Below are 23,239 nucleotides of genomic sequence, written 5' to 3' on the forward strand. Positions count from 1 at the left end.
CTCATCGTGCGCCTGCTCCCCGCCCCGTGAAGGGGGCGCACCGATGGAAGGCCCCGTCCACCCGCCCAGCATCCTCTTCCCACCCGACGAACCACGGCCTGCGCTTTCCACGGATCCCCCGCCCTGCGTTTCCGATCTCTTCCTGGACCAGGTGGTGGACGCCGTCCTCGCGGGTCGGGAAGCGTACGATCTCAAACCTTTCTTTTACACCCCGCTCCGGAGCCCCTCCGCGGTGATGTACCGTCAGCAGGTCATGCGGGACCTGGAGGACCCTCACGTGTATGCCCGGATCGCCAGCTTCGCCGCCGCCATGCAGGCCGTCCGGGAACACCTCGCGCACGCGGAGACGACGTTCTATGTGCGGCAGCGGGAACGCTGGTTTCTGGACGCCGCTTACCGGTACTGTGAGGCCATCCAGCAACTCGCGGAGGATCTGTCCCGGGCGCGGATCCGGTCCGCGGGCCTGGTGGCCTTCCGCGACTACCTGGAGCGCTCCGTCGCCTCGGCGGCGTTCTGGCAGCTCCACGCGGAGGCCGTGCGGCTCCTGCAGGAGCTCTCTGCGATCCGGTACACCGTCCTCATCCGGGGGCTGCGGGTGGAGGTCCGGCCCTACGCCGGAGAACCGGACTACAGTGCGGAAATCGTGGCCGCGTTCGAACGTTTCCGTCAGGCGGATGTCCCGGGATCCGCCTTCACCTTCCGGGACTCTCCGGAGATGAATCACGTGGAGGCGCAGATCCTGGACGGCGTGGCCCGTCTCCATCCTGAAGTCTTCTCCCGTCTTGCCGCTTTCCGTCGGGCCCACCGCTCCTTCCCCGACCCGGTGGTCGTCGCCTTCGACCGCGAAGTGCAGTTCTATCTCTCCTATCTCGCGTACATTGCCCCCCTTCAGCAGGCGGGCCTCCCCTTCTGCTACCCCGAGATCACCGAGAAGCCGGGTCGAATCTACGCTCGAAATTGTTACGATCTGGCCCTGGCCCAGAAGCTCGTCCGGGAGGGGACCGTTCCCGTATGCAACGACTTCGAGCTCACCGGTCCCGAGCGCATGCTGGTGGTGACCGGTTCCAATCAGGGCGGGAAGACCACCTTCGCCCGGAGCATCGGACAGCTGCACCATCTCGCGGCCCTCGGGTGCCCCGTACCCGGTACACAGGCTCGATTGCTCCTCACCGACCGGATCTTCACGCACTTCGAACGAGGGGAGCCCGCGCTGCACCAGACGGGCAAGCTGGAGGACGACCTCCTCCGAATCCGCAGGATCCTCGAGAACGCCACGCCCCACAGTCTCCTCATCCTCAACGAGCCCTTCTCCTCCACCTCCCTGCACGACGCCCTTTTCCTGAGCGAGCGGATCGCCACCGCGGTCCTGGACCGGGGTGCCCTCTGCGTGTGGGTCACCTTCCTGGACGAGCTGGCCTCCCTCAACGCGCAGACGGTGAGCATGGTGGCCACCGTGGATCCTCAGAACCCCGAGGTGCGGACCTTCCGCATCGAGCGGCGGCCCGCGGATGGCCTCGCATACGCCGTCGCTCTGGCGCGGAAGCACCGCCTCACCGAGGACCAGATCCGGGAACGCCTCCGACATGAGAGCCCGGCTCCTCTATCCTGATGTGGATTTTGACTGGATGCGGGCGCAGCGGGCGGTGGCAGACCGGACCGCGCGGCGCACGGGCTACCGTTCGCGCCGTGCCCCGGAGGCCGATCCCCGCACCGGCCTCCCCCCGAACGCGGAGGACCTGGAGCGGGACCTCCACCTCGCTCCCCTCCTTTCTGCCATGGCGCGGGGAGACGACTGGGTCCACGAGGTGAGCCGCAGGATCCTGTTGGAAGGGACACAGGGAGATCCCTCGGTCATCCGGTACCGCCAGGACATCCTGCAGGACTGCCTGGAGCATCCAGCGGTGGTCCGCCGCCTCTACGCCCTCACCGTGGAAGCCGCGGAACGGACCCGGGGACATTTCCTCGGCGTGCTCTCCCGCTTCCCCGACTGGGTTCTGCGCGAGGCCGTGGAGACCCTGGAGCGGCTCCTCCCCCTACTGCGGGAGTTGCGGGAGATCGCGGAGCAGCATGGACCCCAGCTCCGCTCGGAGGGATGGACCCGGTTCTTCACCGCCCTTCGGGAGAACCTGAGCGCGACGTACCTGGAAGAGGTCCAAGGCCACCTGCACGAGCTCCGATTCCCTCGTGGAGTGCTGCTGAGCGCACAGCTCGGAACGGCCAACAAGAGCACCGGCTACCGCCTCCACCGGGTGCCCGGCGGACACCGGGCTGTCCGGAATTGGTGGAGGAGCCTTTGGGGGGAGGCCTCACCCGTCTACCGGTTCGAGGTCTCCCCCCGGGACGAGGCCGGGGCCCAGACGCTGCAGGAGCTCCGCAACCGGGGCATCGCCTCTGCCGCGGACGCTCTGGGCCGGGCCGCGGACCACGTGCGGGACTTCTTCTGTATGCTGCGGGCGGAGCTCGCCTTCTACGTAGGCTGCCTCAACCTCCACGAAGCGCTCACCGACCGGGACGTCCCCTCCTGCTTCCCGCAGCCCGCTTCCGTTGCCGAGCGGCGGCTGTCCTTCCGGGGTCTGCATGATGCGGTGCTCGTCCTGACGGAGGACCGGCCGGTGGTCCCCAACGACCTGGAGGCGGATGGCAAAAGCCTAATATTCATCACGGGGCCCAACTCGGGGGGGAAGACGACCTTCCTCCGCAGCCTCGGCATCGCGCAGCTCCTGATGCAGGCCGGGATCTTCGTGCCTGCACGATCTTTCACCGCAAGCCTCTGCATCGGGCTCTTCACGCACTTCAAGCGGGAGGAGGACATCGCGCTGGAACGGGGGAAGCTCGATGAGGAACTCGCCCGCATGAGTATCATCGTGGATCACATCCGCCCCGGCGCGGTTTTGCTCTGCAACGAGTCCTTTTCCGCCACCAATGAACGGGAGGGATCAGAGATCGCCCGCCAGGTCCTCCGGGCCCTCACGGAGCTGGGTGTCCGAACCTACTTCGTCACCCACTTCTACGACCTCGTCCGTTCCTTCCGCGACCGGGGGCTGAGTCACGTCCTGTTCCTGCGGGCGGAGCGGCTTCCGGACGGGCGCCGGACCTATCGGATCCTCCCCGGGGAGCCGCTCCCCACCAGCCACGGGGCAGACGTCTACCACCGGATCTTCGGAACCTCCCGCATGGAGGACGGATCCTCTCCGTGGGGCACAACCCCGGGCACGGTTCCACCGTCGCCGCGCTACTCGGATGCGGAATCCCGGGGGGCACCCTGAGGCGGGCACCGGCGGTCCCTCCACAGCCGCATGAGGCGCTCCCGGATCTCCGCCTCACGCCCCTGGTCCGTGGGCTCGTAGTACACGCGTCCCCGGAGGTTCTCGGGCAGGTAGTCCTGCTCCACGAACCCGCCGGGGAAGTCATGCGGGTAGCGGTACGCCTGGCCGTGGCCGAGCTGCACGGCTCCCGGGTAGGAGACATCCCGCAGGTGCAGGGGAACCGGCAACGCGGGCAGGTGCTCCAGATCCTCCCGGGCCCGGGCCAGGGCCCGCACCACCGCGTTGCTCTTCGGCGCGCACGCGATGTAGATGGCCGCTTCCGCGAGCGGGATCTGGGCTTCCGGCAGGCCTACGAACTCCACCGCGTGCGCGGCCGCGACCGCCACGAGGAGGGCGGTGGGATCTGCGAGCCCCACGTCCTCCGCCGCGTGCACGATCATCCGGCGGGCGATGAACCGCGGATCCTCTCCGGCCTCGAGCATGCGCACGAGCCAGTACACCGCGGCGTCCGGGTCTGACCCCCGGAGGCTCTTGATGAAGGCGCTCGCCACGTCGTAGTGCTCGTCCCCGGATTTGTCGTACCGGATCATCCGCCGCTGCAAGGCCTCCTCCACCGCCGCGAGCCCCACCCGCCGCACGCCGTCCGCGTCCGGGGGCGTGGTCCGGACCGCCACCTCCAGGGCGTTGAGGGCCACCCGGGCATCTCCGTTCGCGGCATCCACCAGGTGCGCCAGGGCTTCCGGGCTCAGCTCCACCCGCTCCCTGCCCAGGCCCCGCTCCGGGTCCTGCAGGGCCCGCTCCACGATCTTGCCGATCTCCTCCGGCCGCAGGGGCTCCAGGCGCAGGAGCCGGCACCGGGAGAGCAGGGTGGGGTTCACGTCGAAGAAGGGGTTCTGGGTGGTGGCACCGACGAGGACCACGGTCCCGTCCTCCACCGCAGGGAGCAGGAGATCCTGCTGGGATCGGTTGAACCGGTGGATCTCGTCGATGAACAGCACCGTGCGCTCTCCCCGGTAGCGGAGCCGGTCCCGGGCCTCCTGGATCACCCGCCGCACCTCCGCCACGCCGCTCGTGACCGCGTTGAGGGAGACGAAGTGGGCGCGGAGGGTATTGGCGAGGACCTGGGCCAGGGAGGTCTTGCCGGTCCCCGGCGGACCGTACAGGATGAGGGAGACGAGCTGCCCAGAGCTCAGGAGCCGGTGGAGGAACCTGCCGGGGCCCAGTAGGTGCCGCTGTCCCACGAACTCTTCCAGGGTGCGCGGCCGCATCCGGGCCGCGAGGGGGAGGGAGGTCGGATCCGGTTCGAACAGCGCCATCCAGGCTCAGGATGGCACCTCCCGGGAGGACGGGCAAGTCGCCTACTCCGGAGGGACGACGGCGATGTGCACCTCCCGGAGCTGCTCCGGGTCCACCTCGCTGGGCGCGCCCATCATCAGGTCCGTGGCGCTGGCGGTCTTGGGGAAGGCGATCACGTCCCGGATGGTCTCCCTCCCCGCCAGGAGCATCACCAGCCGATCGAATCCGAAGGCGATGCCGCCGTGCGGCGGGGCCCCGTACTGGAAGGCCTCCAGGAGAAACCCGAACCGCTCCTGGGCCTGCTCCGGCGCGAGGCCCAGCAGGGCGAAGATCCGCTCCTGCAGCTCCCGCCGGTGAATCCGGATGCTGCCGCCGCCCACCTCCACCCCGTTCAGCACGAGATCGTAAGCCTTCGCCCGCACCCGGAGGGGATCCCGCTCCAGCAGGGGGAGGTCCTCGTCCAGGGGCGCGGTGAAGGGGTGGTGCACGGCCACGTAGCGGCCGGCCTCCGGGTCGTACTCCAGCAGCGGGAACTCCACGACCCACGCGAACCGGAAGGTGCCGGGAGGGACGAGGCCGAGGCGGCGGGCCAGCTCCTGTCGTAGCTTCCCCAGGGCTCCGGAGACCCGATGCGGCTCGTCCGCGGCCAGGAGCACGAGATCCCCCGGGCCGGCACCCAGAGCTTCCCGTAACGCGTGCAGCTGTCCCTCCGTGAGGGTCTTGGCGATGGCTCCCCGGGGACCCTCGGGCGTGAGACCCAGGGAAACCAACCCCCGGAGCCCTTCCGCCACCGCCCGCTCCCGCAGCTCCTCCAGGGATTTCCGGCTCAGACCCGCCTGCCCGGGGACACAGAGGCCCCGCACCGCGCCTCCCGCGGCGATGGCCTCCCGGAAGATCCGCACCTCGCTGTGGGCGAAGATCTCGGTGAGATCCGCGATCTCCAGTCCGTAGCGCAGATCCGGCTTGTCGGTGCCGTACCGGGCCAAGGCCTCCGCGTACGGGAGCCGCGGGAAGGGGAGCGAGACCTCGATGCCCATCACCTCCCGGAGGAGGTGGTGCAGGAGGCGCTCGCTGAGCTCCAGCACGTCCTCCCGATCCACGAAGGACATCTCCAGGTCGATCTGGGTGAACTCCGGCTGGCGGTCGGCCCGGAGGTCCTCATCCCGGAAGCAGCGGGCGAGCTGGAAGTACCGGTCGAATCCCGCCACCATGAGGATCTGCTTGAGGAGCTGCGGGGACTGGGGGAGCACGTAGAACTTGCCCGGGTGCAGCCGGCTCGGCACCAGGAAGTCCCGGGCACCCTCCGGCGTGGCCCGGATGAGGTGCGGGGTCTCGATCTCCACAAATCCCTCCCGGCTCAGGAACTCGCGGGCGGCCTGCGCGAGCCGGTGCCGGAGGAGGAGATTGTGCTGCATGCTGGGCCGCCGCAGGTCGAGGTAGCGGTAGCGGAGCCGTACGGTCTCGTCTACATCCACGTCGTTGGAGATTTCGAACGGCGGCGTGCGGGCGGGATTGAGGATCTCCAGGCGGTGGGCCCGCACCTCCACCGTCCCGGTCGCCAGCTTCGGGTTCACCGTCTGGGGGGGGCGGAGGACCACCTCCCCCTCCACCTGCACCACGTACTCCGAGCGCGCCTGGTCCGCGGCCGCATGGGCCTGCGGGGCCTCCGGGCTCGCGATCACCTGCACGATGCCGGACCGATCTCGCAGGTCCAGGAAGATGAGGCCCCCCAGATCCCGACGACGGTGCACCCACCCGCACAGGCGCACGACCTGGCCCGCGTGCTCTGGTCGCAGCTCCCCGCAACCGTGGGTGCGGAACCGGGTGGGTTTCACCCCGTCCCCTCGCGCAGGGTCTCCACCACCCGGTCCAGGGGGACCACCCGCTGCTCCCCCGCCTGGAGATTCCGGAGCACCGCCTCTCCCCGCTCCAGGCCCGCGTCCAGAAGGATCACCGCATACTGTGCGCCAAGACGCGCCGCATGCCGCAGCTGGGCGCCGAGACCCCTTCCCATGAGGTCTCCCTCGGCCCGGAACCCAGCTTCCCGCAACCGATCCAGGAGTCCAAAAGCCTCCTCCTCCGCCCGGGGGCCGCTGCTGGCCACGTACACCTCCACGGGCCAGGGCTCCTCCGGAAGCACCCCCTCCTGCTCCAGGATCAGCAGCACCCGCTCGATGCCCATGCCGAAGCCCACACCGGGCGTGGGGGGGCCTCCCAGGGCCTCCGCGAGCCCGTCGTACCGTCCGCCGCCGAAGACCGCGTTCTGGGCGCCCAGCCTGCCGCTGAAGACCTCCGCGGCCGTCCGGGTGTAATAGTCGAGTCCCCGCACGATGAAGGGGTCCACCTCCGTGGGGATCCCAAGCCACGCGAACCGCCGCACCACCCCCTCGAAGTGCGCCCGGCACGCGTCACAGAGGTAGTCCAGCATCTTGGGCGCGTCTCGGGCGATCTCCCGGGTCCGCTCCACCTTGGAGTCGAAGATGCGGAGGGGGTTCGTGCGGAGCCGCCGGCGGCTGTCCTCGTCCAGTTCGTCCGCGAACCGCTCGAAGTACTCCCGGACCCGCTGGATGTAGGGTGGTCGGCAGGCCGCGTCTCCCACGCTGTTGAGGTGGACCCGGACCTCCCGCAGCCCCAGGCTCTGCAGGATCCGGATGGGCAGCGCGAGCACCTCCACGTCCGCGGCGGGGGAGGGGCTCCCCAGCACCTCCGCCCCGAACTGGGTGTGCTGCCGGTAGCGCCCCGCCTGCGGGCGGTCGTACCGGAACATCTCCGCGATGTAGTACAGCTTCACGGGCTGCGGCCGGGTGTGAAGGCCGTGCTCGAGGTACGCCCGCATCACCGGGGCCGTGCCCTCGGGCCGGAGGGTGAGGCTGCGCCCTCCCCGGTCCGTGAAGGTGTACATCTCCTTGTCCACGATGTCCGTCCCCTCCCCCACGCCCCGCAGGAACACCTCCGTGTGCTCCACCACGGGGGTCCGGATCTCCCGGTACCCGTACCGGTGCGCGAACTCCCGGCACCGGGCGAGGACGCGCTGCCACCTCTCGGACTCGGGGGGGAGCACGTCCCGCATCCCGCGGGGTGCCTGGTACCTCGCCATGGGAACCCCTCCAAATCAAAGCGCTCCGCCCGCTTGTGAGGAACGGAGCGACGCTGCGTGGCCTCCGGCCACCGATCCCGCTCGCCTTGCCGAGATTGTACCAGAGTGGTGGGGCCCGTGCCACGCGTGGCAAAATGGCGGTGCGACACCCGTTTCGGGAGTGCCACGGCACGGTGCGGGAGGTGGACATGCAGGCCATCATCCTCGCGGGAGGGAAAGGGGAACGGCTGCGGCCCTACACCCAGGATCGTCCCAAGCCCATGGTGGAGGTCCTCGGAATCCCCATTCTGGGCTACCAGATCCAGTGGCTCCGGGTGCAGGGGATCACGGACATCGTGATCGCCTGCGGGTATCGGCACGAGGTGATCCGGGACTACTTCGGGGACGGCCGCAAGTGGGGGGTACGGATCCGCTACTCCGTGGAGGAGGAGCCCCTCGGCCGCGGTGGGGCCCTCCGGCAGGCCATGGGATTCGTGGAGGGGGAGGTGTGCATCGCCACCAACGGGGACGTCATCACCAACGTGCGGATCCAGGAGGTCCTGGCCCAGCACCGGGCGAACGGGTGGCTCGTCACCGTGGTCCTCACCCCCTTCGTGAGTCCCTACGGCATCGTGGAGGTGGCGGAGGACGACCGCATCGTGGCCTTCCGGGAGAAGCCGGAGCTGCCGTACTGGATCAACGCGGGGATCTACGTGCTGAACCGGGAGGTCGAGGAGCTCCTGCCCGAGGTGGGCGACCATGAGACCACCACCTTCCCCCGGCTCGCGGCGGAGGGACGGCTGGGGGGATTTCGGTCCCGGGCGTACTGGAAGGGGGTGGACACCATGAAGGACCTCTCGGAGGTCAGCAAGGACCTGGAGGATCGGCTGCTCTCCGCGTTTCTGGGGTAGGGACCCGGAGCGACGGATCCCGGAGCGCCATGGCCACCGTGACCGCCCCCACCACCTCCCCTCCTGCCCCCCGGATGGTACGGGCGCACTCCGCGAGGGTGCTCCCCGTGGTGATGACGTCGTCCACCAGCAGCACCCGGAGCGCCCGTACAGGCCCACGCACCGCGAAGGCGCCCCGGACGTTCCCCCGCCGCTCCACCTCCGGAAGGCCCACCTGAGGGGCCGTGGGCCGCACCCGCACCAGGGTCCGGAGGAGGGGGATCCCGGTCTGCCGCGCGACGACCTTTGCCAGCTCCTCGGACTGGTTAAAGCCCCGTTCCGCCTCCCGCCGTGGGTGCAGGGGAACCGGCACGAGGGCGTCCGCGGCGGAGAGGATCGGATCCTCCCGAACCACCTCCGCCAGGGCCTGCCCCAGGGGATCCGCGAGGGCCACCCGGCCGCGGTACTTGAGGGCGTGCAGGGCGTCCCGCAACCGACCCTCGTAGAGCCCGAAGGCCCGAACCCGCAGGGGGTCCTTACCGGCCCGGCACGGGACACACGTGAAGGCGAGGTCCGGGGGGCCCGAAAGCGGCCGGCCGCACACCGAGCAGCGGGGAGGCCCGATGCGGGAGAACCGCCCAAGACACCCCGCGCACAGGGGGAAGGTTCCTCCCACCCCGCACACCTGACAGCGGGGAGGGAACAGGAGGTCCAGGACGGCCCCAAGCCAGGGCCGGAGGACCTCCGAGAAGCGGCGGTTCCCCCCAGATCCCACCCACGGAGATCAACGGGCCCAGGGGACGTTTCGGCGAAGGGATCTAGGGGAGTTCGGAGAAGGCCTCCCGGAACCGCCGGAGGGCCTCCAGGTGCTCTTCCGGCGTTCGGAACCCGCTGCGCATGGTGTTCACGCTGAGGTGAGTGCCGCCGAGCGCCCTCCACAGGCGGACCGCTTCGGGCCACCGGTCCTCCGGGGTCGTGCCCAGGTGCACGCGCCCCTCGATCCCGAATCGGTCCGGGTCGCGGCCCGCCTCCCGCACATACCCGCGCACCCGATCCAGGACCTCCGCGGCCTGGGAAGTGGGCGCCAGCTGCGAGATCCACCCGTCCGCGATCCGGGCAATGCGCCGTAAGGCCCGGTCCGCGCTCCCGCCCATCCAGATGGGGATGGGCCGCTGCACGGGAAGCGGGTTGAGGCCCGCCCGACGGATCCTGTGGTGGCGGCCCTCGAACTCCACGAGCTCCTGGGTCCACAGCAGGCGCAACAACGTGATCTGTTCTTCCACCCGCCGCCCGCGGTCGCGGAAGTTCGCCCCCAGGGCCTCGTACTCCACGGGATTCCAGCCCAATCCCACGCCCAGGCGCAGGCGGCCCCGGCTCAGCACATCCACCTCCGCGGCCTGCTTCGCGACCAGCACCGTCTGCCGCTGGGGCAGGATGACGATCCCGGTGGCGAGCTCCAGCTTCGAGGTCACCGCGCTCAGGTAGCCGAAGAGCACAAACGGCTCGTGGAAGGGGGATTCGTGGGTGTAGGGAGGCTGGGGCACCCCGAGTGCCCGGAGCCGATCCGGAGGAGCCCCCACCACGTGCTCGTAGGCCAGGAGGTAATGGTAGCCCAGCGCCTCCACCGTCTGGGCGAATTCCCGGATGACGCCCGGATCGTTCCCGATCTCCGTCTGGGGAAACACCACGCCCACGCGCACGCTCCACCTCCCGCGAATGCCGGGTTACGTCCCCTCTCGCCAGGATTCCAGGTACGCCCGCTGCTCCGGGGTAAGCTCGTCAATCCGCACGCCCATGGCGCGGAGCTTGAGGGCCGCCACCTGCCGGTCGATCGCCTCCGGCACCGGGTATACCTGGGGGGAAAGGCCCCGTCCGGCCCGCACCAGCCACTCCACGCACAGGGCCTGGTTCGCAAACGACATGTCCATGACCGCGGCGGGATGCCCTTCCGCGGCCGCGAGGTTCACGAGACGCCCCTCTGCCAGCACGTACAGCCGTCGCCCGTCCGGAAGGGTGTACTCGTCCACGTGCTCCCGCACCCGCCGCACGCTCACGCTCATGGTCTGTAGGGCCTCCAGATCGATCTCTACGTTGAAGTGGCCCGCGTTCGCGAGGACCGCCCCGTCCCGCATCTCCTCGAAGTGCTCCCGCCGCAGGACCCCGCGGTTTCCGGTCACCGTCACGAACACCTCCCCCACCCGGGCGGCTTCCAGGGAGGGCATCACCGCAAACCCGTCCATCACCGCCTCCAGGGCCGGGAGGGGGTCCACCTCCGTGACGATCACGTGGGCGCCGAGTCCCCGTGCCCGGGCCGCCACGCCCCGGCCGCAGGCCCCGTATCCGCACACCACCACCTTCCGGCCTGCCAGCAGGAGGTTTGTGGCTCGCAGGATGCCGTCCAGAGCCGATTGCCCGGTGCCGTAGCGATTGTCGAACCAGTGCTTGGTCTTGGCGTCGTTCACCGCCACGATGGGGTAGCGCAGCACCCCCTCCCGGGCCATGGCGCGCAACCGGAGGACTCCCGTGGTGGTCTCCTCCGTCCCGCCCACCACTCCTTCCAGCAGGTCCGTGCGCTCGCGGTGGAGGGTGGTGACGAGGTCCGCGCCGTCGTCCAGGGTGAGGTGCGGCTCGATCTCCAGGACCTGCTGGATGTGCCGGTAGTAGGTCTTTCGGTCCTCTCCGCGGACCGCGAAGACCTGCACCCCCTCCTCCGCCAGGGCCGCGGCCACCTCATCCTGGGTGGAGAGGGGATTGCTGGCACAGAGGGCCACCTCCCCTCCTCCCGCCATCAGGGTCCGCACCAGGGCCGCGGTCTCGCTGGTGACGTGCAGGCAGGCGGCGATGCGGAAGCCCGAAAGGGGCCTTTCCCGGGCGAACCGCTCGCGGATCTGCCGCAATACGGGCATCTCCCGCTCCGCCCACGCGATGCGGTCGCGTCCCACGGACGCGAGGGTGGGGTCCCGGATCTCGAACCGCACTACTCGATGAAGTCCCGCAGCCGCTTGCTGCGGGAGGGATGCCGCAACTTGCGCAACGCCTTGGCCTCGATCTGGCGGATGCGCTCCCGGGTAACCCCGAACTCCCGGCCCACCTCCTCCAGGGTGCGGGGTCGGCCGTCGTCCAATCCGAACCGCAGCTTCAGGACCTTCCGCTCCCGGGGCGTCAGGGTTTCCAGCACGCTTTCGAGCTGCTCCTTGAGCAGGGTATAGCTGGCGGCCTCCGCGGGGGCCAGGGCCTCCTGGTCCTCGATGAAGTCCCCGAGATGCGAGTCCTCCTCCTCCCCGATGGGGGTCTCCAGGGAGATGGGTTCCTGGGCGATCTTCATGATCTCCCGTACCCGCTCCGGCGTGAGGCCCATCTCCTCCGCGATCTCCTCCGGGGTGGGCTCGCGCCCCTTCTGCTGCAGCAGCTGCCGGCTCACGCGCACCAGCTTATTGATGGTCTCCACCATGTGCACGGGGATGCGGATGGTGCGGGCCTGGTCTGCCAGGGCCCGGGTGATGGCCTGCCGGATCCACCAAGTGGCGTAGGTGCTGAACTTGTACCCCTTGCGCCAATCGAACTTCTCTACGGCCCGGATGAGGCCGAGATTCCCCTCCTGGATGAGGTCCAAGAACAGCATGCCCCGGCCCACGTACTTCTTCGCGATGGCCACCACCAGGCGCAGGTTTGCCTCGATGAGCTTGCGCTTCGCCTCCTCATCCCCCTTCTCCATGCGCTTGGCGAGCTCCACCTCCTCCTGCGCCGTCAGGAGCGGAACCCGGCCGATCTCCTTCAGGTACATGCGGACGGGGTCGTCCACGGAGACCCCTTCCAGGGTCTCCACGTCCACCGCCTTCTCCTGATCCTCCTCCTCGTCCTCCCTGTCCTTCACGACGATGTCCATCTCCTGGAGGAGGTTGAAGACCCGCTCGCTCTCCTCCGCGTCCGTCTCCACCGCGGGGATGGCCCGTACGATCTCCTCGTACAGGAGGTGCCCCTTCTTCCGGCCGAGCTCGATGAGGTCCCGGAGCTCGGGGAAGAGCTCGTCCGAAAGCGGCCGGATGTCCGGCACGCTTCCCTTTTTCTTGTTCGCCTTCGCAGGCATCGTCCCTCAGGTCCCCTTCCCAGGCTGGTCTTGTCGAAGACGCTGGAGTTCCTCCTGGATTCGGCGTACCCCTGCTCGGTCCCCGGACCGCTGCGCCTCCTCTAGCTCACGAACGAGCGCGGCGATCCGTTCCTTCCGTTGGGCCTCCCGGAGGCGCGTAAGCCCCCCCTCCAGGTCCGGGGTGGGCGGCCGCTCGCTGAAGATCAGACGGTCGAGGACCGCCCGGGCTTCCTCACCCAGGGCCCGCCGGGCCGCGTGGACGTCCCCGAGAGCATGGGCCAGGGCCCGGAAGATCTCCCGGTGCGTCTCACCCGCGAAATCCTCCTCCCGGAGCTCCCGGAGGAGACGCTCCCGAGCCGCCTCATCGTCCAGCATCAACATGAGCAGGTACCGCTCCACCACCGGCCGCTCGCTGGCCCGCTCTACCGCCACCCGGGCCGGATCGAACGCACCGCCCCCCCTGCGCCCTCCCCTCCCGGGCCGCAGCGCACCGGCGCGGCGGCGGATCACTTCCTCCGGAACTCCGAGTCGCTTGACGAGCTGCGTCAGGTACTCGTCGCGGGCCAGTTCGTGCCGGTAGCTGGCGATCAGGGGAGCCAATTCGTCAACGATCCGGATTTTTCCTTCCACCGTCTGAGGGGAATGCGTGCGCAGGAGGTAGTCCAACCGGAAGTGGAAGATGGACTGGGCTCCCTCCACCGCCCGCAGGAAGGCGTCCCGGCCGTGACGGCGCAAAAACAGATCCGGATCCATCCCTTCCGGAAGGGTGACGGCCCGAACGCTCAGGCCCGCTTCCTCGAAGAGGGGCAGGGCCCGCTCCGCGGCCCGCTGTCCTGCCTCGTCGGAGTCGTAGACGAGCACCGCGGCGGTGGTGAACCGGCGCAGAAGCCGGACCTGGTCCGGGGTGAGGGCCGTGCCCAGGGATGCCACCGCGTGGTGGATGCCGTGCTGGTGACAGAGGATGGCGTCCAGATACCCCTCCACCAGGATGGCGTAGCCGGTCCTGCGGATGGCCTCCCGCGCAACGCTCAGGGCGTAGAGGGTCCGTCCCTTGTGAAAAACCGGACTCTCCGGAGAATTGAGATACTTCGGCTGATCCTCCTCCCGGAGGGCCCGGCCGCCGAAGGCCACGGGCCGGTCCTGGAGGTCCAGGATGGGGAAGACCAGCCGGTGCCGGAAGACGTCGTAGTGCCCGCCCTGCGGGGTGGAGCGCACGAGCCCCACCTTCGCCAGCACCTCCACCCCGTGCCCGCGGCCCACGAGGTGGCGCAGGAGAGCATCCCGGTCCTCCGGTGCATAGCCCAGCCGGAAGCGTTCTGCGGTCCGGGGATCCACCTCCCGGTGCGCCAGGTATGCCCGAGCCGTCCGTCCTGTCTCGGGGTGGAGCAGGTTTTCCTGGTAGAACCGCGCCGCGGCGTCCAGGGCCCGGTACAGGGGCTCCACCTCCTCCCGCGGAGCCGGACGCTCCCGGAGGGGAACCCCTGCCCTGCGGGCCAGCTCCCGCAGGGCCTCCCCGAAGGAGAGGCCTTCCACCCGCATGAAGAAGTCGAAGACGTCTCCCCCGGCCCCACACCCGAAGCAGTAAAACAGGCCCCGATCCCGATCCACGGTAAAGGAGGGGGTCCTCTCCGCGTGAAACGGGCACAGGCCTACGTAGCGCCGGCCGCTCCGCTTGAGGGAGACGTACGCGGAGGCGAGCTCCACGAGATCGATGCGAGAGCGGATCTGCTCCCGGATCTCCTCCGCCGCCATCCTCGGCTTTCCATCCCCTCCTTCGCCACTCCGGAACGTTCAGGATCCCCCATCCCTCTCCTCGCGCCCCGGGGATTCGGATCCGACCCCATGCGGACAAAAACGGCGGGACCCGCAGCACCCGCCCCGGGTCCCGCTCGCGTCCCCCCCTGCCCTTCTAATGTCCGTTTTTTCGCGAACGATCCCAAAACTCCTCCTTGCGGGGCCGGAAGATTTCCCTAGCCGACCCAGCTCCGGGGCAGGAAGAGGGACTCCGCGATCCGGATCGCGTACCGGTCCGTCATCCCCGCGAGGAAGTCACACACCACCCTGGGGACGGGCTCGCCGAGGGCGATGAGCCGCTGGTACTCCGGGGAGATCCGCTCCGGGTGGTCCAGGAAGTGCTCGAAGAGCATCCGGAGCAGCCGCTGGGCCCGCGGTTCCTCCGCCTTCGCCGCGGGGTTCAGATACACCCGCTCGAACAGGAAGTCCTTGAGGAGATCCAGGGCTTGGCGCACGGGCTCGCTCATGGCGATCCGGGGCCGGTCCTCGCTGCTCGCGACCACGTCCCGCACCAGGACGTCCACCCACCGGCCCCGGGTGGGTCCCAGGACTTCCCGCACCTCCCTGGGGATCTCCTCTTCCCGCAGGAGGCCCGCCCGGACCGCGTCGTCCATGTCGTGGTGCACGTAGGCGATGCGATCCGCCACCCGGGCCACCTGCCCCTCCAGGGTAGCGGGGAGCCCGTGCTCGAACTGCATGTCCGCGGTCCCCTTGCTGTGCCCCAGGATCCCGTCCCGCACTTCCCAGGTGAGGTTGAGCCCCCACTCCACGGTCCCGTCGGACCGGCGGCGCTGCTCCAGCAGATCCACGACCCGCAGGCTCTGCTCCGGGTGACGGAACCCGCCCCAGGGCCGCATCACCTCGTCCAGGGCGGCTTCGCCCGCGTGTCCGAAGGGCGGGTGTCCCAGGTCGTGGGCGAGCACGATGGCCTCCGTGAGGTCCTCGTTGAGGCGCAAGGCCCGGGCGATGGTGCGGGCGATCTGGGCCACCTCCAGGGTGTGGGTGAGCCGGGTCCGGTAGTGATCCCCTTCAGGCGCGAGGAACACCTGGGTCTTGTGCTTGAGCCGGCGGAACGCCTTGCTGTGGATCACCCGGTCCCGGTCCCGCTGAAAGCAGGTGCGGAGGTCATCCTCGGGCTCCGGGACGCGTCTTCCCCGGGAGTTGCGGCTCAAGGTGGCGTAGGGCGAGAGCCGCTCCGCCTCCTCCGCTTCCACCCGCTCCCGGATGCGGCCTACGGACTCCATCCCTCCGCCTTCCGCTCCTGCGGAGTCACCGCGAGCCGCGAGAGGTCCGCGATCCTCCGCACCAACCGCACCACCTCCCCCAGCAGAGCATGGCGGCGGCGCCGGACCTCCGGATCCGGATCGTTGACGAAGACGGCTTCGAAGAACCGCGCCACGGGGTCTCGAAGCCCGGACAGCTCCGCGAGGGCTGCCTCGTAACGCGAGGAGCAGAGGTGGGCTTCCACCTTGGGACGCACCGTCCCGATGGCCTCCAGGAGGCTTCGTTCCGCCTCGTTCTCCGCCACCGGCTCCCCCTCGGGCAGGAGGGCAGGGTCGAGGATGCGGTGTGCCCGATCGAAGGCCTCGTAGAGGGCTCCGAAGGCCGGGGTGGTCCGGAACCGGGTGAGGGCCTCCGCCCGGTCCACCACGTCCGGCACGTCCGCCCACGAGGCACTCAAGACGGCCTCCACGGTGTCGTGCGCATACCCCCGCTCCAGCAGCCAGGCCCGCAGCCGCGCGAGGAGAAAGGCGAAGACCTCCCCGTGGTCTTCCAGCTCCCGGTACCCCTCCAGGGCCCGGCGGAGCAGGGCATCCAGCGGGATTCGGATGCGGTGGGCGTGGAGGATCTCGAACAGGGCTCCCGCAGCCCGGCGCAGGCCGTAGGGATCCGCGGAGCCCGTGGGCGCAAGCCCGATCCCAAGGCACCCGGCCAGGGTGTCCGCCCGGTCCGCGATCCCCAGGAGGGCCCCGAGGCGGCCTGCGGGAGGCGCATCCTCCGCGGTCCGCGGTTTGAGGTGCTCTGCGATGGCCTCCGCGACGGCCTCCGGTTCGCCATCCAGCCGCGCATACAGCCCGCCCACGGTGCCCGCGAGTTCCGGGAACTCTCCCACCACGTGGGTGGCGAGATCCGCCTTGCACAGTTCCGCGGCCCGCACCAGGTGAGCCCGATCCTCCTCCGGGAGCTGGAGCTGTTCGGAGAGCCACGCGGCGAGGGACCGCAGCCGCTCCACCTTGTCCCACATGGTGCCCAGCCGCTCCACGAACACCATCTCCCGAAGCCGCTCCAGGCGGGTGGCGAGGGAAGCCTTCCGATCCTCCTCGTAGAAGAACCGGGCGTCCTCCAATCGGGCCCGCAGGACCCACTCGTTCCCCTCCCGAACTTGCTCCAACCCCACCTCGTCCCCGTCCCGCACCGCAATGAAATAAGGAAGCAACCGCCCCCTTTGCTCCACGGGGAAGTAGCGCTGGTGGTGCTGCATCACCGTGATGAGGATCTCCCGGGGAAGACCGAGGAACTCCGGGTCGAAGGTCCCCCGGAAGGGCGTGGGATACTCCACGAGAAAGGTGACCTCTTCGAGGAGGGAAGCGGGCACGAGGGCCTCGCCGTCCACCTCCGCGGCGAGGCGACGCACGCCCTCCAGGATCTGCGCCGCCCGCTGCCGGTGGTCCACCACCACCCGGGCCTCCTCCAGCACCCGCTCGTACTCCGCGGCGTGTGGAACGGGGTGTGGGCCGGGGCAGAGGATCCGGTGCCCTCGGGTGGTGCGGCCGCTGCGGACGCCTGCCAGCTCGAACCCGATCACCCGGTCGTCCAGCATGGCCACCATCCACCGGATGGGGCGGCCGTACCGGAGGTCGTGATCCCCCCACCGCATGGTCTTGGGGAACGAGAGGTCCGTGATCAGGCGGGGCAGGCGTTCCCGCAGGACCTCCAGGGTGGAGCGGCCCGGCACCTGAACCCGGGCGAACACGTACTCCCCCGCCTCCGTGCGCCTCCGCTCCAAGCTGTCCACGGTCACGCCCTGAGATCGCGCGAAGCCCAGGGCCGCCTGTGTGGGTCTCCCCTCGGCATCGTAGGCCACCTTCACCGCGGGGCCCCGCACCTCCCGCACCACGTCCTCCTGCCGTTCCGGCACCCCCCAGGCGGTGACCACGAGCCTCCGGGGGGTTCCGAAGGCTCGGACCTCCTGGGCGGATACCCGCTCCTCTGCCAGCAGGGTGCGAAGTCCCACCTCCAGCTGCTCGAGGGCCGGGAGGACGAACCGGCAGGACATCTCCTCCACGCCGATCTCCAGCAGAAGCCTAGGCACCCCGCACCTCCGCGGGCTCCCGCAGAAGGGGCCATCCCATGGCCTCCCGCTGGGCCAGGTAGCGCTCCGCCACCTGCCGGGCCAGGCGGCGGCAGCGGGCCATGAGGGACGCCCGCTCTTGGGCGCCCACGGCCCCTCGGGCATCCAGGAGGTTGAAGACATGAGAGCACTTCAGCACGTAGTCGTAGGCCGGGAGGACGAGGCCTGCCTCCAGGGCCGCACTCGCCTCCTGTTCGTAAGCGTCGAACCATGCCCGCAGCCGCCGGACGTCCGCCTGCTCGAACCCGTACCGGCTCCACTCCACCTCCTCCCGGTGCCGCAGCTCCCCGTAGGTGATGCCAGACGCCCACTCCAGCTCGAAGACGCTGCCCTTCCGCTGGAGGTACATGCACAGCCGCTCCAGCCCATACGTGATCTCCGCGCACACGGGACGGCAGTCAATGCCCCCGCACTGCTGGAAGTACGTGAACTGGGTGATCTCCATGCCGTCCAGCCACACCTCCCACCCAAGGCCCCAAGCGCCCAGGGTCGGGGACTCCCAGTCGTCCTCCACGAACCGCACGTCGTGGGTACGGAGGTCGATGCCCAGGGCTTCCAGGCTGCGCAGGTACACATCCTGCACGTCCTCGGGAGAGGGTTTGAGGATGACCTGGTACTGGTAGTAAGCGCCCAGGCGGTTGGGATTCTCGCCGTAGCGGGCATCCGCGGGCCGGCGGGAGAACTGCACGTACGCCACCTTCCACGGCTCCGGCCCCAGGGCCCGGAGGAAGGTGGCGGGGTGCATGGTTCCGGCCCCGACCTCCACGTCGTAGGGCTGAGCGATCACGCACCCGTAGTCCGCCCAGTACCGATCTAGGGCGAGGATGAGCTCCTGAAACCGCATCGCTTCCCTCCAAAACGCGGAGGACCTCCGTCCCGCGTCGGGACGGAGGTCTCCCCGACGCCGCTCCTGCGGCGCCCTTACCCGATGCCGAGGGGTTCCTCCTCCCGGATCCGCTCCCGGCCCTGGATCCCCGAGACCACGGAGGCCACGAGCAACCCCAGGAGCCCCGCGGCTGCCCAGGCCAGAGGGAGCTCGATGGTCCGGCCGTCGGTGCGCAGCCGGACCATCCCGCTCTGATCCACCCGCACCACCTCCCGCACCTCCTGGAGGGCCTCGGAGAGCTTCACCAGGACCTGCTTCGCCCGATCCAGATCGATCTCCATCCGTCGCACCTCAGGGATTCCTCGCCTCGAGTATATCCCCTCCGGGCGGCCGCGCGGAGGCCTGCAGGTCCCGGAGGACCCCCAGACTGCGCAGGCGCCCCTCCATGCGGGCCTCCGCATACGTCACCAAGGCATCCAAGGCCTCCGCCCGGGCAGAGGGACTCAGCCGAAGCCGGGCGAGATGGGGGGGCCGGGCGCGGCTCAGAAACCGCAGAGCTCCCACGGTTTCCCCGCGGATCCCGTGCGCCCGGGGATCCCGGAGGGCACAGGCCACGCACAGAAGCCCGCCGTCCACCACGTGCCACCCCCCCGCTCCCTGCACCCGCTGTCCGCACACCGCACACCGGTCGAGCACGGGCCGGTAGCCCAGCAGGCTCACGAGGCGCAGGACGTACCACAACGTCGCCACCTCCGGATCCCCATCCGCCAGGAGCTCCTGGGCCTGCCGCAGGGCCTCGAACACCTCGGGGTGCGGCTCCAGCTCTCCGAGCATCCGATCCGTGAGTTCCGCGCACACCGAGGCCCAGGCGGTACGGAGGAGGTCGGTGCGCAGGGCGGCGAAGCTCTCGATCACCTCCACCTGGGCCACCACGTCTAAAGTCCGGCCCCGGGCCAGGAGAAACCGGGCGTGGGTGAAGGGCTCGAGCCGGCCCGCCAGGCGGCTACCGGGGCGGCGCACCGCTTTCGCCTTCACCCCGAGCTTCCCGTGCTCCCGGGTGAGGAGGACGAGGATCCGGTCCGCCTCCCCCAGGTTGCGGCGGCCCAGCACGATCCCTTCCGCTTTGTAGACCGGCATCCTAGCCCCCCAGCCGCAACAGCCGTACCGCCACGGTGAAGTACACGGTGACGGTCACGAGGTCCATCAGGGAGGTGATGAAGGGACCGGAGGCCACCGCGGGATCCCGCCGCAGGAGCGTGAGCCCGAGGGGGACGAGGGAGCCCAAGAGGGCCGCCAGGTTCATCACCGCGAAGACCGTGGCCGCCAGGGCCAGGCTCAGGCGAGGGTCCTGCCACCACACCCACCCGATCGCCGCGGCCACCCCGGCGCTCAGCAGGGCCGACAGGAGGCCCACCAACCCCTCGCGGAGCACGAAGGCCCGATACGTCCGGCGATCCACCTCTCCCGTGGCGATGGCCCGCACCGCGATGGCCGCGCACTGGATCCCCATGTTCCCCGCCTGGTCGTTCAGCATGGGGATGAAGAAGGCGAGGGCCACCAGGGCCTGCAGGGTGTGCTCGAAGTGTCCCACCACCCGGGCCGCCACGGCCTCCAGCCCCATGAGGGCCAACAGCCACGGGAGCCGCCGCAGGGCCCGCCGCCAAGGGGAGGGTTCCACCTCCACCGCCTCCACCAGCCCCGTGAGCCGGTACGCGTCCTCCGTGGCCTCTTCCTCCACCACGTCCAGGACATCGTCCACGGTGACCACGCCCAGGAGCCTGCCGGCCCGGTCCACCACGGGAAGGGCAAGTAACCCGTACTTCTCGAACAGGCGGGCCACGGTCTCCTGATCGTCCTCCGCCTGCACGGAGACCACCCGGGTGGTCATCACCGCGGCGATGCGGGATTCCGGGCGGGCCACGATGAGGTCCCGCAGACTCACCACGCCCCGCAGCCGGCCTTCCGAGTCCACCACGTACACGTAGTACACGGTCTCCGCGGCAGGTGCCGCGCGCCGCAGGTGCTCCAGGGCCTCTTCGACCGTCTGGTCCTGGTGCACCGCCACGAACTCCGGGGTCATCCGGCCGCCCGCGGTCTGCGGCCGGTAGCGCAGGAGCCGGCGGACGTCCTCCGCCTCCGCGGGCGCCATCCGGTCCAGGAGGGTACGGGCCTCCTCGGGCCGCAGGCTTCCCAGGAGGTCTGCGGCGTCGTCCGTACTCATCCCCCCGAGGATCTCGATCTGGAGGTCAGGAGGGACCTCCTGGAGCAGGGTCCGCTGGCGCTCGGGCGGGAGATACGCCATCACCTCCGCACCCCGAGCTCCTAGGGCCTCCAGCACCTGCCTCGCCTCCGGATCCGACAGGCGCTTGAGGGCTTCTGCCACGTCCGCGGGGTGGGTTTCGCGCAGGGCCTCCCCCACGCGGGCCGGATCCCGCAGAAGCTGGCGCAACCACTCCCCAAGCCGGCTCACGGCAGCCCTCCCAGCACCAGGGTGGCCAGGATCAGGTACAGCCCGAGGGAGAGGTTGTCCGTGAGGGTCGTAAGCAGCGGGCCGCTCGCCACCGCGGGATCCACCCGGAGTGCCGCGAAGCCAAACGGCACCAGGATGCCCACCGCGGCCGCGAGGGCGAGGCTCAGGCTCATGGCCCCGCCCACCACGAACCCGAGCAGCGGATTCCCCTGCCACAGGGTCGCGAACAGGAAGGCCGCAAGCCCGCACGTCCCGCCCACCAAGGCACCCGTCAGCACCTCCCGGACCACCACCCTCCAGCGGTCCTCGTCCAACAGTCCCGTGGCCATCCCCCGCACCGCCACCGCCAGGGACTGGGTTCCCACATTCCCTGCGGTGGCCGCGATCATGGGGAAGAAGAAAGCCAGGGCCACCATCCGCTCCAGGGTGGACTCGAACCGGCTGATGAGCACCGCGGCCACCACGTCCAGGACCAGGTTGAAGGCCAGAAAGCCCGCGCGCTTTGCCACCCACCGCCAGGGGAACCTCCCCGCAAGCCCTGCCAGGGCAGCCGGAGCGCCCGCCAGACGCAGCACGTCCTCGGTGCCCTCCTCCGCGGTCACCCGCAAAAGGTCGTCCGCGGTGATGATGCCCAGCATCCGCCCCTGGCTGTCGCACACGGGCAGGGCCAGCAGGTCATACTTCTCCACCAGCCGCGCCGCCTCTTCCCGGTCCGTCTCGGGCCGGACGGTGACGAGGTCCGTGCGCATGATCTCCCGCACGGGCGCATCCGGCGGAGCCACCACCAGATCCCGGAGGGAGAACACGCCCCGCAGCCGGCCCTCCGGGTCCACCACGTACACGTAGTAGGGCAGCTCCACCTCCTGCCCCACCCGCCGCAGCTCCTCGAGGGCGTCCCGCGCCCGCAGGTGGGCGCGTACGGCCACGTACTCCGTGGTCATGAGGCCACCCGCGGTGTCCTCGGGGTACCGCAGGAGCTCCTGCACCGCCTCCGCCTCCCGTCCCATGCGGGCCAGAAGCCGGCGGAGGCGGTCCTGCGGAAGCTCTCCCAGCACGTCCGCGGCCTCGTCCGCGCCCATCTGGAGGAGGAGACGGCTGGCTTCCTCGTCGTTCAGGTGCTCCAGGAGTTGCAGGCGCACCTCGTCCGGCAGCTCTTCGAGGACCTGGGCGGCGCGGTCCGGGTCCAGGAGGAGCAGCAGGGTCAAGCGTTCCGGGCGCTCGAGCTGGAGGAAGAGATCCGCGAGGTCAGCGGGGTGCAGCTCGGCCGCGAGGGCCCGCAACCCCTCGGGTTGCCGGGCCGCCAGGTACTCCCGGGTACGATCCAGCAGGGAGGACATGGAGCCCTCGCGGTGATCGGTCCATGGCACACCAACCCGCCTCCCCACTAGACTAGTGGCATCGAGTCCGGTTGGAAAGAGAGCAGATGCGTCGGTTGATCCCGGATTGCCGGGAGGAGGCCCTGGAGGACCTGTACGCGGACCTGCGGTTCCCCGACCGCCCGGACCGGCCTCACGTGGTCCTGCACCTGGTGATGAGCGCGGACGGGGGGGCGACGCTCCGGGGGAGGACCGGAGGGATGGGGGGTCCCGCGGACCGTCTGGCGTTCCGCCGTCTGCGGGAAGCCTGCGACGCCATCCTGGTGGGCGCGGGCACCGTGCGGGAGGAGGCCTACCGACCGCCCGCCCTTTCTCCGGAAGCCCAGGCCCGCCGCATCGCCCGGGGACTCGCCCCGCTCCCGCGCCTCGTGATCCTCACCGCCCGGGCTGCCTTAGACCCGGCCCACCGGGTTTTCTCCGATCCGGGCCGGGCACCCCTCGTGGTCGCTCCCGAGGACGCGGACACGGAGGCCCTGGATGGGATCGCCCGGGTGGCGGAGGTGATGCGGTGCGGGCGGGGAGAGGTAGACCTTCCCCGGCTGCTGGGCCTCCTGCGGCCACGGGGGATCCGGTGGGTGGTGTGCGAGGGCGGACCGGTGTTGGCCGCCCAGCTCCTGGCCCTGGACCTCGTGGACGAACTCTTCCTCACCCTGGCGCCCTGGGTGGTGGGCTCCGGCGAGCGCCGCCTCGTGGACGGGGTATTGAACCCTCCCCGGCGGCTGCACCTCCTGGAAGCCCGGGAGCACGGGGGGGACCTCCTGCTGCGATACGCCCTGGTCCCGAAAGAGGAACCGCCCGCGGGATAA

The 23,239-nt window shown here is 70.1% G+C and carries 19 protein-coding genes; 4 read left to right on the forward strand and 15 right to left on the reverse strand.

The window, feature by feature from the left end; all coding sequences use genetic code 11:
• Positions 1-43 precede the first annotated feature (43 nt).
• On the forward strand, positions 44-1,609 hold the full coding sequence (locus QN206_06725; GenBank protein MDR7614505.1) for a DNA mismatch repair protein MutS: 1,566 nt from the start codon (positions 44-46) through the stop codon (positions 1,607-1,609).
• Complete coding sequence (locus tag QN206_06730) at positions 1,584-3,266, forward strand: DNA mismatch repair protein MutS (protein MDR7614506.1); 1,683 nt, start codon at positions 1,584-1,586, stop codon at positions 3,264-3,266. Before QN206_06725 ends, QN206_06730 begins: the two co-directional genes overlap by 26 nt.
• Here QN206_06730 and QN206_06735 read toward each other — a convergent pair.
• From QN206_06735 to hisS, 3 genes are read right to left on the reverse strand one after another with little or no spacing between them, the layout of a single operon-like run.
• Positions 3,233-4,582, reverse strand: coding sequence for a replication-associated recombination protein A (locus QN206_06735; protein ID MDR7614507.1), 1,350 nt, complete (start codon positions 4,580-4,582; stop codon positions 3,233-3,235). The genes QN206_06730 and QN206_06735 overlap by 34 nt on opposite strands.
• Before the next feature lie 42 nt (positions 4,583-4,624).
• A complete protein-coding gene (aspS, locus tag QN206_06740; protein ID MDR7614508.1) occupies positions 4,625-6,397 on the reverse strand; it encodes an aspartate--tRNA ligase in 1,773 nt (590 codons plus the stop codon).
• Complete coding sequence (gene hisS / locus QN206_06745) at positions 6,394-7,659, reverse strand: histidine--tRNA ligase (GenBank protein ID MDR7614509.1); 1,266 nt, start codon at positions 7,657-7,659, stop codon at positions 6,394-6,396. The genes aspS and hisS overlap by 4 nt, the downstream gene beginning before the upstream one ends.
• A 134-nt stretch (positions 7,660-7,793) precedes the next feature.
• Between hisS and QN206_06750 the strand changes: the two genes are divergently transcribed.
• Positions 7,794-8,549 (forward strand): nucleotidyltransferase family protein, encoded by a 756-nt coding sequence (locus QN206_06750; GenBank protein MDR7614510.1) that lies wholly within the window; start codon positions 7,794-7,796, stop codon positions 8,547-8,549.
• Here QN206_06750 and QN206_06755 read toward each other — a convergent pair.
• From QN206_06755 to mgtE (QN206_06810), 12 genes are all read right to left on the reverse strand, one after another.
• A complete protein-coding gene (locus QN206_06755; GenBank protein MDR7614511.1) occupies positions 8,503-9,303 on the reverse strand; it encodes a ComF family protein in 801 nt (266 codons plus the stop codon). The two genes, QN206_06750 and QN206_06755, sit on opposite strands and share 47 nt — an antisense overlap.
• 43 nt (positions 9,304-9,346) lie before the next feature.
• Positions 9,347-10,228 (reverse strand): LLM class F420-dependent oxidoreductase, encoded by an 882-nt coding sequence (locus QN206_06760; protein ID MDR7614512.1) that lies wholly within the window; start codon positions 10,226-10,228, stop codon positions 9,347-9,349.
• A 24-nt stretch (positions 10,229-10,252) separates the two neighbouring features.
• Positions 10,253-11,506 carry an adenosylhomocysteinase gene (locus QN206_06765; GenBank protein MDR7614513.1) on the reverse strand — a complete coding sequence of 418 codons (1,254 nt, stop codon included), beginning with the start codon at positions 11,504-11,506 and terminating at the stop codon, positions 10,253-10,255.
• Positions 11,506-12,615 carry an RNA polymerase sigma factor RpoD gene (gene rpoD / locus QN206_06770; GenBank protein MDR7614514.1) on the reverse strand — a complete coding sequence of 370 codons (1,110 nt, stop codon included), beginning with the start codon at positions 12,613-12,615 and terminating at the stop codon, positions 11,506-11,508. The genes QN206_06765 and rpoD overlap by 1 nt, the downstream gene beginning before the upstream one ends.
• 6 nt (positions 12,616-12,621) lie before the next feature.
• Positions 12,622-14,367 (reverse strand): DNA primase, encoded by a 1,746-nt coding sequence (gene dnaG, locus QN206_06775; protein ID MDR7614515.1) that lies wholly within the window; start codon positions 14,365-14,367, stop codon positions 12,622-12,624.
• Positions 14,368-14,585: 218 nt separating this feature from the next.
• Positions 14,586-15,653 (reverse strand): deoxyguanosinetriphosphate triphosphohydrolase, encoded by a 1,068-nt coding sequence (locus QN206_06780; protein MDR7614516.1) that lies wholly within the window; start codon positions 15,651-15,653, stop codon positions 14,586-14,588.
• The gene (gene glyS, locus QN206_06785; GenBank protein ID MDR7614517.1) at positions 15,641-17,722 is read right to left on the reverse strand and encodes a glycine--tRNA ligase subunit beta; all 2,082 of its coding nucleotides are present in this window, start codon (positions 17,720-17,722) and stop codon (positions 15,641-15,643) included. The genes QN206_06780 and glyS overlap by 13 nt, the downstream gene beginning before the upstream one ends.
• Positions 17,715-18,605, reverse strand: a complete 891-nt coding sequence (gene glyQ, locus QN206_06790; GenBank protein ID MDR7614518.1) for a glycine--tRNA ligase subunit alpha — start codon at positions 18,603-18,605, stop codon at positions 17,715-17,717. Before glyQ ends, glyS begins: the two co-directional genes overlap by 8 nt.
• Positions 18,606-18,682: 77 nt before the next feature.
• Positions 18,683-18,928 (reverse strand): hypothetical protein, encoded by a 246-nt coding sequence (locus tag QN206_06795; protein MDR7614519.1) that lies wholly within the window; start codon positions 18,926-18,928, stop codon positions 18,683-18,685.
• A gap of 10 nt (positions 18,929-18,938) precedes the next feature.
• A complete protein-coding gene (gene recO, locus QN206_06800; protein ID MDR7614520.1) occupies positions 18,939-19,724 on the reverse strand; it encodes a DNA repair protein RecO in 786 nt (261 codons plus the stop codon).
• 1 nt (position 19,725) lies between these two features.
• A complete protein-coding gene (gene mgtE, locus QN206_06805) occupies positions 19,726-21,057 on the reverse strand; it encodes a magnesium transporter (GenBank protein MDR7614521.1) in 1,332 nt (443 codons plus the stop codon).
• Positions 21,054-22,394 carry a magnesium transporter gene (gene mgtE, locus QN206_06810; protein MDR7614522.1) on the reverse strand — a complete coding sequence of 447 codons (1,341 nt, stop codon included), beginning with the start codon at positions 22,392-22,394 and terminating at the stop codon, positions 21,054-21,056. The genes mgtE (QN206_06805) and mgtE (QN206_06810) overlap by 4 nt, the downstream gene beginning before the upstream one ends.
• An 86-nt stretch (positions 22,395-22,480) precedes the next feature.
• On the opposite strand from mgtE (QN206_06810), the gene QN206_06815 reads away from it, so the two are divergent.
• A complete protein-coding gene (locus tag QN206_06815; GenBank protein ID MDR7614523.1) occupies positions 22,481-23,239 on the forward strand; it encodes a dihydrofolate reductase family protein in 759 nt (252 codons plus the stop codon).

It is taken from the genome of Armatimonadota bacterium (genome assembly GCA_031460175.1).
GTDB lineage: Bacteria > Sysuimicrobiota > Sysuimicrobiia > Sysuimicrobiales > Sysuimicrobiaceae > Sysuimicrobium > Sysuimicrobium tengchongense.

What these genes read in the sequence shown, in the direction of transcription:
- QN206_06725 (MDR7614505.1), top strand. Translation starts at nt 44, where the DNA reads ATGGAAGGCCCCGTCCACCCGCCCAGCATCCTCTTCCCACCCGACGAA.
- QN206_06730 (MDR7614506.1), top strand. Translation starts at nt 1,584, where the DNA reads ATGAGAGCCCGGCTCCTCTATCCTGATGTGGATTTTGACTGGATGCGG.
- QN206_06735 (MDR7614507.1), bottom strand. Translation starts at nt 4,582, where the DNA reads ATGGCGCTGTTCGAACCGGATCCGACCTCCCTCCCCCTCGCGGCCCGG.
- hisS (MDR7614509.1), bottom strand. Translation starts at nt 7,659, where the DNA reads ATGGCGAGGTACCAGGCACCCCGCGGGATGCGGGACGTGCTCCCCCCC.
- QN206_06750 (MDR7614510.1), top strand. Translation starts at nt 7,794, where the DNA reads ATGGCGGTGCGACACCCGTTTCGGGAGTGCCACGGCACGGTGCGGGAG.
- rpoD (MDR7614514.1), bottom strand. Translation starts at nt 12,615, where the DNA reads ATGCCTGCGAAGGCGAACAAGAAAAAGGGAAGCGTGCCGGACATCCGG.
- dnaG (MDR7614515.1), bottom strand. Translation starts at nt 14,367, where the DNA reads ATGGCGGCGGAGGAGATCCGGGAGCAGATCCGCTCTCGCATCGATCTC.
- QN206_06780 (MDR7614516.1), bottom strand. Translation starts at nt 15,653, where the DNA reads ATGGAGTCCGTAGGCCGCATCCGGGAGCGGGTGGAAGCGGAGGAGGCG.
- glyQ (MDR7614518.1), bottom strand. Translation starts at nt 18,605, where the DNA reads ATGCGGTTTCAGGAGCTCATCCTCGCCCTAGATCGGTACTGGGCGGAC.
- QN206_06795 (MDR7614519.1), bottom strand. Translation starts at nt 18,928, where the DNA reads ATGGAGATCGATCTGGATCGGGCGAAGCAGGTCCTGGTGAAGCTCTCC.
- recO (MDR7614520.1), bottom strand. Translation starts at nt 19,724, where the DNA reads ATGCCGGTCTACAAAGCGGAAGGGATCGTGCTGGGCCGCCGCAACCTG.
- mgtE (MDR7614522.1), bottom strand. Translation starts at nt 22,394, where the DNA reads ATGTCCTCCCTGCTGGATCGTACCCGGGAGTACCTGGCGGCCCGGCAA.
- QN206_06815 (MDR7614523.1), top strand. Translation starts at nt 22,481, where the DNA reads ATGCGTCGGTTGATCCCGGATTGCCGGGAGGAGGCCCTGGAGGACCTG.